The organism is Promineifilum sp. (SeqCode) (assembly GCF_041918635.1).
Classification (GTDB): Bacteria; Chloroflexota; Anaerolineae; order Promineifilales; family Promineifilaceae; genus Promineifilum.
Map to the genome: position 1 here is coordinate 1 of NZ_JAYRVJ010000048.1, position 9576 is coordinate 9576.

The window sequence follows — 9576 nt, forward strand, 5'->3', positions numbered from 1 at the left end:
GTCCAGCCGCGCATCGCGCCCACCAGCGCGAACAGGATGACCATAATCCAGAAGGCAACGTTCAGGCTTAGCATCAGGCCTCTTCTCCTTCCACTGACCGCTGGTCATTGACCACAAGGCGACTCCCGTCGCCCGACCCCTCATCATCCGCCACAGCCAGGATAAGCCGGGCCAGGTCGCCCGCGGCCTCGGGCTTGTCCAGCGCGCGGGCGGCGGCGGCCATGCGGGCCAGCGTCTCGCCGTTGAATAGCAGGCGGCGCACCGTGGGCAGCAGCGTCTCCGGCAGCGTCTCGTCCACCAGTTGGACGGCCGCGCCGCGCTCGGTCAGATAATCGGCGTTCACTTTTTGATAGCGCCAGGCGAAGGTTAGCGGAACCAGCACCGCCGGCAGACCAAAGGCCGGCCCTTCGCCGAGCATACTGGCCCCGGCGCGGGCCACCACCAGGTCGGCGGCGCGGAAGGCCGCGCCCATCTCGTCGTGTAAATAGGGGTAGGGGCGGTAGTAGGCGCGCAACTCGGCCGGCAGCGCGGCGGCATTGGCCTCCACTTCCGGCCAGGTCAGCGCGCCGCTGACGTGGATGACCTGCGTCTCGGCCAGCAGCGCCGGCAGGACGCCCATCAGCGCCCGGTTGATGGCGCGCGCGCCCCGGCTGCCACCGAAGACGAAGAGCGTCGGCCGGCCCGGCGTCAGGTCGAAGCGGGCCAGGGCGTCGGCTTTGGACAGGCGGCGCGCGGCGCGAATCTCCGGCCGGACGGGGTAGCCGGTGACCACCAGCTTCTCGGCCGGCACGTAGGCCCGCGAGCCATCGGTGGTGCAGGCCACGCGGCGGGCGAGGGGCATGACGTGGCGGATGGCGCTGCCCGGCTCCACGTCGGGCAGGTAGATGACAATGGGCACGCCGTGGCGGCGGGCGGCCAGCGCGGCCGGCGGGGCCACGTAGCCGCCGGTCATGAACAGCGCGTCGGGCCGGAAGCGACGCACGTGTCCCGCCGCCTGGCCCAGACCGCGCGCCAGGCGGGCAGCGTTGCGCGCCCGCGTCAGCAGCGGGACGCCCACGATGGGGCCGGCGGAGATGGTCTCCAACCGAATATTCGCGCGCGGAACCAACGTCTCTTCCATCTCGCCTTTCGCGCCGAGCCACAGGATGTCATCCGTCGCCACCCCCAGCGCTTGCAGTGCCGTCACTGCCGCCAGAGCGGGATAGATGCCGCCGCCTGTGCCGCCGGCGCAGATTAGTACGCGTGTCGCCATGTCAGTGGACAGTGAGCAGTGGTCAGTGATCAATGGTCAGTCAATAACTGACCACTGATCACTGACCACTGTCCACTACCTGCCTGCGCTGCTGCCGCCCCAAGGCGGCGTCGCGCGATACACTCAGCAAAATACCGACCCCGATCAAGGTCATGAGCATGGACGAGCCGCCGTAGCTGAGAAACGGCAGCGGCATGCCCGTGAAAGGGATGACGGCGGTGATGACCGCGATGTTGATCAACGCCTGATAAGCGATCCAGACGGTGACGCCGACGGCGAGCAAGAAGCCGTAGGTATCGCGCGCCCGTGAGGCGATGCGGAAGCCGCGCCACGTCAGGAAGGCGAGCAGGGCCACGACGAGCAGCGCCCCGGCCAGCCCCAACTCCTCGCCGACGATGGCGAAGATGCCGTCGGTGTGGGCCAGCGGCAGGCCGCCGAACTTCTGAACGCTGTTGCCCAGGCCGACGCCGAACAGGCCGCCGGTCGCCAGCGCGCCCAGGGCTTGTTTGACCTGGTAGCCGGCCTGCTGGGGGTCGCGCAGGGCGGCGGTGTAGTCGTTGACGCGCTGGGCGGCGTGGGGCAGGGTGACCATCAGGAAGAGGACAACCGCGCCGGCCACCACGCCGACGACGAGCACCTGCTTCAGTTCGGCCCCGGCGACGAAGAACAGCGTGAAGCTGATCAGCGCCACTAGAATGGCCGTGCTCAGCGCCGGCTGCAACACGATCAGTGAGAACATTCCGCCGGTGATGACCGAGAAGGGCACCAGGCCGTAGTTGATGCGCTTGATGCGGTCGCCCTTGGAGTGCAGCCAGTGGGCGATGTACAGGATAGTGGCCAGCTTGGCGACCTCCGACGGCTGGTAGGAGCCTTGCGACAGCGCCCGCACCGCGCCATAGTCCGCCTGGCCGAAGAAGAGCAGAAAGATAAGCAGGACAGACGTCACCGTGATGAGCGGCACGGAAGCGTAGCGCAAGACGTGATAGTCGAACTGCAACAGGACGATGATGACGACCGAGCCGAGCACCATCGCGCCGACCTGGCGGGTCATGTAGTAGATGGAGTTGTCCTTGAAGCGCAGGCCGAGGTCGAAGGTGGTGCTGTAGACCATGAGGAAGCCGAAGACGAGCAGCGCGGCCGTCGCCAGCAGCAGCCAGTAATCGAAGGCCAGCTTGTTACGCCCGGCCCAGATGGAATTGCCTCGTTTTCTAACCACGTTAATCGTTGCCATGACACTCACTCCGCCTCCGGCGCGATTTGCCAAATCGCGCTACACCGTTGGGCGATTTGCCAAATCGCCCTACAACTCCTCTACCAAAAGTCGAAAATGCTCGCCGCGCTCGGTGAAGTCGGCATAGCTATCGAAGCTCGTGCCGCCGGGCGAGAGTAGTACCACGTCGCCCGCGGTGGCCTCGGCCTGGGCCACGTACACCGCCTCGGCCAGCGTATCGACGCGAGACAGCGGCACGCTCTGGCCCAGCCGCTCGGCCAGCGGTTCGCCCAGATCGCCGAACAGCACGACGCGCTTGACCCGCTCGGCCACCCGCCGCGCCCACTCATCCCACACCATGTTCTTGTCGCGCCCGCCGGCCAACAGGATGATCGGCTCGTCGAACGCGGCCAGCGCGGCCAGCGCCCGCTCCGGCGCGGTGGCGATGGAGTCGTTGACGAATTGCACCCCATCCACCGTCCGGATGATCTCCAGCCGGTGGGGCACGCCGGAGAAGGAGCGGATACCCTCGACAATGGCCTCGTCGGGCACGCCGGCCGCCTCAGCCAGCGCCGCCGCGGCCAGGACGTTGAGCACGTTGTGCCCACCACGCAGCCGGATGTCGCCGACGGGGCAGAGCGCCCGCGGCCCGCTGGCCGGGTCGCACAACCAGATTTGTCCGTCGTGCGCGTAAGCGCCGTCGTCCACCGGCCGGTGGCGGCTGAACAGCCGCAGCCGGCCGCAGACCAGCGCGTGCGCCGCCAACGTCCCGTCGTTATCCGCCGGCAGCACGGCCACGTCGCCGGCCGACTGGTAGCGCAAGATGTTGCCCTTGGCCTCGGCGTAGCGATCCATCGTTTTGTGCCGGTCGAGGTGGTTGGGCGTGATGTTCAGGATGGCGGCCACGGCCGGGCTGGGCGTGGCGGGGACACCCGGCCACAGTTCTAGCTGGAAGCTCGATAGCTCGGTCACGATCAGGTCGCCGGGCGACATGCGCCCCAGGTCGGCGATGAGCGGCCGGCCGATGTTCCCGCCAATCCACGTCGTCCGGCCGCTCCGTTGGCCCATCAGGCCGACCAGGGCGGTCGTCGTCGTCTTGCCGGCCGAGCCGGTGATGCCGACGATGGGGGCGGGCGCGCGGCGGGCAAACTCCAGCGAGTCGTTGGTCAGCGGGATGCCCCGCCGCAGCGCCTCGACGGCGATGGGCGCGTCGGCCGGCACACCGCCGCTGAGCGCCAGCGCGTCAGCCGGCGGGAAGCCCTCGCCGCCGTCCAGCAGCGCCGGCGGGTGCTGGCCGAGCACAACGCGCAGCCGCGCCGCCGGCAGATCGGCCAGGCTATCGAGCGCGTCGCGCAGCGCCTCGGCCGGGCGCAGGTCGGACAGCGTCACCAGGGCCCCGGCTTCCACGGCAAAGCGCACCAGAGCCATGCCCTGTCGCGCTATGCCCAGAATCACCAGATGCTTGCCGTTCAACGCGTCCATATCCGTCATATCAAAGCCAGGGCGATGCCGATCATGGCCGCCAGCATCGCGATGAGCCACCAGCGCTGGACGATCTGCGTCTCGCTCCAGCCGATCAACTCGAAGTGATGGTGGAGCGGGGCCATCTTGAACAGCCGCTTGCCGCCGGTGGCCTTGAAATAGAGCACCTGCAACGTCGTCGATAGTTCCGTCGCCACCGGGATGGCGATGATGATGGGAAAGATGAGCCACTGGTTGGTCATCAGGGCCATAATGCCTAGCGCGCCGCCCAAAGCCTGCGCGCCCACGTCGCCCATGAACATCTGCGCCGGTTTGGCGTTGTACCACAGGAAGCCGAAGGTCGCGCCGATGACGATGAAGCTGAACACGACCAGGAATTGCTGATCCTGCAGGAAGGCGATGATGCCATAGGCGACGAAGGCCGTGGCCGAAATCAGCCCGGCCAACCCATCCAGCCCGTCGGTCAGGTTCACGGCGTTGGCGGACCCCGTGATCAGGATGACGGCCAGAGGGATGTAGAGCAGGCCGATGTCGACCAGCTCGGGAACCGTCGGCACGGCCACCCAGCCGTGCCGGTCGTTCACCATCCAGTACAACAGGACGGCCGCTGCCAGCGCGATGACGAGTTGGACGGCCAGTTTGACGCGCGCGCGCATGCCTTCGCCTGGTCGGAGGCGGAACCCCTGGTAGTCATCGATACCACCGAGGATAGAGTAGGCTACCAAGACGCCCAGGGGGATAACCACGCTCTCGGCAATTTCCAGCGCTTGCACAAACTGCACGAAGTTCGCCACCACGGTGACCAGCACCGTCCACCCGACGATCAGAACACCGCCCATGGCCGGCGTCCCCATTTTGGCGGCATGGGTCTGCGGGCCGTCGATGCGGATATTCTTGCCCAGCCGGAGTCGCCGCATGAGTTCGATCAGCGGGCTTCCCCAGATGACCGCCATCAAAAAGGTGGCGGCGGCGACCGTCAGGGCCAATCCCATCAGTCCAGTTCTCCCAATGCGCTGACGATGCGATCCATGCGCATCCCCAGCGATCCTTTCACCAGGACGACGTCGCCGGCCTGGATCAGTTCTCGCAACAGGGGTGTGGCCTCCGGCGCGTCGTCCACGCTCAGCACGCGCTCGACCGGCAGCCCCAGGGCCAGCGCCTCGTCGGCGATGGTGCGGGCGCGCGCGCCCACGGTGATGACGACGTCGGCCACGTCGGCCGCCCGCCGGCCCACGACGCGGTGGGCCTGCTTCTCCGCCCGGCCCAACTCCAGCATGTCGCCCAGCACGGCGATCCGGCGGCCCTGCAGGTCGGCCAACAGGTTGAGCGCCGCCAGGGCCGAATCGGGGCTGGAGTTGTAGGTGTCATCGATGATGACCGAGCCGCGCGGCCCGTCGCTGACGACCAGCCGCAGTTGCGAGGCCATCGCGTTCAGCCCGGCGACGATCTCCTCCCAGGACAGCCCCTCGATGAGGCCGACGGCCGTGGCGCGCAGGGCGGTATGGACGCTGTGACGGCCCAGCAGCGGCACGCGCACGCTGAGCGATTCGCCGGCATGGTGGAGCGTGAAGCGCACCCCGTCCAGCCCCATCGACTCGATGCGGTCGGCCCACAAGTCCGCGCCCTGATCCAGCCCATAGGTGAAGATGCGGGCTTTGGTGTGGGAGGCCATACTCATCACCCGCGCGTCGTCCAGGTTCAACACCGCCGTGCCGCTCTCCGGCAGGGCGGCGACCAACTCCCGTTTGGCGGCGACGATGGCCTCCAGCGAGCCGAGCCGCTCCAGGTGCACCGGGCCGATCATGGTGACGACGCCGATCTCCGGCCGGGCCAGATCGCACAGCAGGTCTATCTCGCCCTGGGCGTACATGCCCATCTCGATGACCGCCCGCTCGTGTTCCGGCCGCAGGTTGAGCAAGGTCAGCGGCACGCCGATCTCATTGTTCTGGTTGCCGGTCGACTTGAGCGTGTTGAAGCGGCGCGAGAGGATGGCCGCCGTCAGTTCCTTGGTCGAAGTTTTGCCGACGCTGCCGGTGATGCCGATGACGCGCACGTTGAAGCGGGCGCGCCAGACGCGGGCCACGGCTTGCAGCGCCCGCAAGGTATTGTCGACCTGGATGACGACGGGACGGGGCGCGGCTTTCCTGGCGAAGCGCTGGCCCGCCCGCTCCCTGCCCCTCTCACCGGCCCTCCCCCAGGGGGAGAGGGAGGCCAGATCGAGAGGCGCGGTGGTGTCGATGACCGGCCACGACGGGGTGGCGGAATCGCCGACCGGGCGATCGACCAGCGCGGCGACGGCCCCGCGCGCGAAGGCGTCAGCCACGTAGTCATGGCCGTCCACATGCTCGCCGGGCAGGGCCACAAAGAGGGAGCCTGGCCCCGCCTCGCGGCTGTCGACGACGACCGAGGCCACGGCCGGCTCTTTGCCGGTCGGTTGGTAGTCGGTCAGCGCCGCCAGTATGTGTCCCAGGTTCAACATGATGAAGAAGTGTTATCCGCAGATTTTGCAGATTACGCAGATTTCAGAATGTATGCTCAATCCGTGTTCATCCGTGTGCTATTTATTCATCCCCCGTCGCGCGCGGCGCTGACGTTGGCCTGGTGGCGGATCTCGTCGGGCGGGATGCCCAGCAGGACGACCAGTTCGGTCGCCAGCTTGGCGAAGGCCGGCGCGGCCGTCTGGGAGCCCCATTGCGCCGTCTGCGGCCGGTCGAGCTTCACGAAGACGATGATCTCCGGGTCTTCGGCCGGCAGCCAGCCGATGAACGAGCCGATGATGTCCGTCGGGTGATAGCCGAACGGCTCGGCGATCTGGGCCGTGCCGGTCTTGCCGGCCACGGTGTAGCCCGGCACCTGGGCCTCGGCCACTTCCTGCTGCACGGCGGTGACGGCCATGCCGGTCATGATCGCCGCCGTGTCGGGCGAGATGGCCTGGCTGAGCACTGTCGGCTCGTGGCGGTGGACGCCGGTGGCGTCGCGCCGCTCAGCGACGACGTAGGGCTGCATCAGGTAACCGTCGTTGGCCAGCGCCGACACGGCCGAGATCATCTGCAACGGCGTGACGGCCAATGCCTGGCCGTAGGCGTTGGTGGCGATGAACGACTCCTGCCAATCGCCGCTGCCCGGCAGCGGCATCAGGCCCGGCTCCTCGCTCAGGATGTCGATGCCCGTCGGTCGGCCGAAGCCGAAGCGCTGGAAGTAATCGTAGAACGTCGTCGGCCCCATCCAGGTGGCGATGGTCGCCGCGCCGACGTTGAGCGAGCGGGCCAGCAGCGTGGTCATGTCCACCGTGCCGTGCGCGCCGCGATCCCAGTTGTAGCTGATGTGGCCGCCGACCTCGATGGCGCCGTTGTCCTGATAGGTCGTGCCGGGGGTGACCGTGCCGGAGTCCAGCGCCGCGGCCATTGTGACCAGCTTCATGACCGAGCCTGGCTCATAGACGGCGCTGACCAGCGGGTTGTAGAACAGCTTCTCGTCCACGTCGTAGAAGTCGTTGGCCGAGTAGCACGGCTCGGCGGCCATGGCCAGAATGGCCCCGGTGCGCGGATCCATGACGATGATGGAGCCGCTCACCGCGCCGTATTCGGCCAGCGCTTCCTTCAGATGGCGCTCGACGACGTACTGCGTATTGCGGTCGATGGTCAGCACCAGGTCGGCGCCCTCGCGGGCCATGACCGTCTTCTGCTCCTCCAGCGGAGAGATGGGCACGGTGGCGCTGGCCGCTTCGCCGGCCAGTTCGCTCTGGTAATAGCCCTCGATGCCCGCCCCGCCCACGCCCTCGAAGTCGACGAAGCCCAGTATGTGGCACATCAGGCTGCCCTGCGGATAGAAGCGGCGGGGCAGGGGGTCGAGCTGCACCTCGTCGCCGTACTCCACGGCGCGGATGGCGTCGGCCGTCTCCGACGTGACGCGGCCGGCCAGCACAACGTACAGTTCCGGCGACTCCAGGTCGTGGAGCAGTTGGCCGCGCGGTATTTGCAGGATGGGGGCCAGCGAATTCGCCAGCGCCTCCGGATCGCTCAGGATACTGGGCGAAACGGCCACGCGGTAGTCCCACTCGTCCACGGCCAGCACCGCCCCGTTGCGGTCGTAGATGACGCCCCGCTCCGGCCGGTCGGTGACGGGCAGTTCGGTGACGACGACATTCTTCCACTCTTCGCCCTGGAAAATCTGAAACGCAAACAGCCGGACGGCGACGACCAGTCCGGCCACGACCAGACCGATCGCTACCGTCCACATGCGTCTGAGTTGGCTAGGGTTCATGCGCTTCTCCTCGCGTCAGGTCGATGCCCATATCCCTGAACGCCAGGGCAATCGCTTCCAACATCGTGTCCGGCACAGTAGACCTGACCGGCGCCTCCGCGACTAGGCTCTCGCCTGTCATCTCTTCGGTGATCAACGTCTCCGCGGGCACTTCTTCAATCGGGAAATTCGGGATGACCACGTAGTCGATGTCGGCCGGCGTGGCCGGCACGAAGCCCAGCCGCCGCGCCTCCGCATCCAGCCGCTCCAGCCCTTGCGACTCGGCGATCTGCCGTTCCAGTTCGGCGTTGACCCGCTTTACCTCGTCCAGTTGCAGCTGCTCGATCTGCACCCGCCGACCGATGGCGGCGATCTTGCTGGCCTGATTGAGATAGATCGCGCCCAACAGGGCGGCCAGCACGACGATGACGCCCCACCCGGCGGCTGCCTGGGCCTCGGTCAGCAGGCCCAATCGTCGGGCCAGTTCCCGCGCCTGCCGGGGACGTAGTGGTTGTTCGGGCTTCGCCATCATGTCAGTGGTCAGTGGTCAGTAGTCAGTGATCAGTATTCAGTAGGTCAGTTGGTCAGTGATTGTCGTTGGTCGTTAGTCAAGAAAGGTTGAGATTCCTAATTCCTAATTCTTAATTCTCTCCGCCACCCGGAGTCGGGCGCTGCGGCTGCGCGGGTTGGCGGCTGTCTCCGCCTCGGTGGCCTGGATGGCCTTGCGCGCCACCAGGCGCAGCGCCGGCTGCGCCCCGCAGGTGCACACCGGCTGCTCCGGCGGGCAGACACAGTCGCGGCTGGCCTCGCGCAAGAACCGCTTCACCAGGCGGTCTTCCAGCGAGTGGAAGCTGATCACCGCCAGCCGGCCGCCGGGCCGCAACAGCTCGATGGCCGCGCCCAGCCCGCGCTCGATCTCGGCCAGCTCGCCGTTGACGGCGATGCGCAGCGCCTGGAACACCTTGGTGGCCGGGTGGCGGCCCGGCCGGCCGGAGCGGCGCGCGTAACGCTCGATCAGCGCCGCCAGTTCGGTCGTCGTGCGCAAGGGCCGGTGAGTGACAACAAGCCGGGCTATGCGCCGGCTTTGTTGCTCCTCACCGTACCGCCAGAACAGATCAGCCAGTTCTTCCGCGGTCAAGTTGTTAAGCAAATCCGCGGCCGTGTCCCCTTGCCGGGGGTCGAACCGCATGTCGAGCGGCCCCTCCTGCAGGAAGGAGAAGCCGCGCGCGCCGTCTTCCAACTGGCGCGACGAAAGCCCCAGGTCGAGCAAGACGCCGTCCACGTCAACGAAGCCGTGGGCCGGGGCGATGTCGCCCACGTCGCCCAGGCTGCCGGCGACCAGGACGGCCCGCTCGCCGAAAGGGGCCAGCCGGGCCGCGGCGTAGGCCAC

At 67.6% G+C, this 9576-nt stretch carries 8 protein-coding genes; all 8 read right to left on the minus strand.

Annotated features, from left to right (window positions below):
• Nucleotides 1–73: 73 nt before the first annotated feature.
• Entirely contained in the window at nt 74–1252 is a 1179-nt protein-coding gene (locus ACE3UY_RS01610; RefSeq protein WP_374685802.1) for a glycosyltransferase, read from the minus strand.
• A gap of 58 nt (nt 1253–1310) precedes the next feature.
• Entirely contained in the window at nt 1311–2483 is a 1173-nt protein-coding gene (locus ACE3UY_RS01615; RefSeq protein WP_374685803.1) for an FtsW/RodA/SpoVE family cell cycle protein, read from the minus strand.
• 69 nt (nt 2484–2552) lie between these two features.
• The gene (murD, locus tag ACE3UY_RS01620) at nt 2553–3944 is read right to left on the minus strand and encodes a UDP-N-acetylmuramoyl-L-alanine--D-glutamate ligase (protein WP_374685804.1); all 1392 of its coding nucleotides are present in this window, start codon (nt 3942–3944) and stop codon (nt 2553–2555) included.
• Nucleotides 3945–3949: 5 nt separating this feature from the next.
• Nucleotides 3950–4936, minus strand: coding sequence for a phospho-N-acetylmuramoyl-pentapeptide-transferase (gene mraY, locus ACE3UY_RS01625; protein WP_374685805.1), 987 nt, complete (start codon nt 4934–4936; stop codon nt 3950–3952).
• A complete protein-coding gene (gene murF, locus ACE3UY_RS01630) occupies nt 4936–6423 on the minus strand; it encodes a UDP-N-acetylmuramoyl-tripeptide--D-alanyl-D-alanine ligase (RefSeq protein WP_374685806.1) in 1488 nt (495 codons plus the stop codon). The genes mraY and murF overlap by 1 nt, the downstream gene beginning before the upstream one ends.
• 86 nt (nt 6424–6509) lie before the next feature.
• Complete coding sequence (locus ACE3UY_RS01635; RefSeq protein ID WP_374685807.1) at nt 6510–8207, minus strand: peptidoglycan D,D-transpeptidase FtsI family protein; 1698 nt, start codon at nt 8205–8207, stop codon at nt 6510–6512.
• Entirely contained in the window at nt 8197–8718 is a 522-nt protein-coding gene (locus ACE3UY_RS01640; protein WP_374685808.1) for a hypothetical protein, read from the minus strand. The genes ACE3UY_RS01635 and ACE3UY_RS01640 overlap by 11 nt, the downstream gene beginning before the upstream one ends.
• Nucleotides 8719–8820: 102 nt before the next feature.
• Nucleotides 8821–9576: 16S rRNA (cytosine(1402)-N(4))-methyltransferase RsmH (gene rsmH, locus ACE3UY_RS01645; RefSeq protein ID WP_374685809.1), on the minus strand; the 756-nt coding region annotated here is incomplete at its 5' end.

Coding starts and splice junctions, on each gene's coding strand:
- ACE3UY_RS01635 (WP_374685807.1), bottom strand. CDS start 8,207: ATGAACCCTAGCCAACTCAGACGCATGTGGACGGTAGCGATCGGTCTG.
- ACE3UY_RS01615 (WP_374685803.1), bottom strand. CDS start 2,483: ATGGCAACGATTAACGTGGTTAGAAAACGAGGCAATTCCATCTGGGCC.
- murF (WP_374685806.1), bottom strand. CDS start 6,423: ATGTTGAACCTGGGACACATACTGGCGGCGCTGACCGACTACCAACCG.
- ACE3UY_RS01610 (WP_374685802.1), bottom strand. CDS start 1,252: ATGGCGACACGCGTACTAATCTGCGCCGGCGGCACAGGCGGCGGCATC.
- murD (WP_374685804.1), bottom strand. CDS start 3,944: ATGGACGCGTTGAACGGCAAGCATCTGGTGATTCTGGGCATAGCGCGA.
- ACE3UY_RS01640 (WP_374685808.1), bottom strand. CDS start 8,718: ATGATGGCGAAGCCCGAACAACCACTACGTCCCCGGCAGGCGCGGGAA.
- mraY (WP_374685805.1), bottom strand. CDS start 4,936: ATGGGATTGGCCCTGACGGTCGCCGCCGCCACCTTTTTGATGGCGGTC.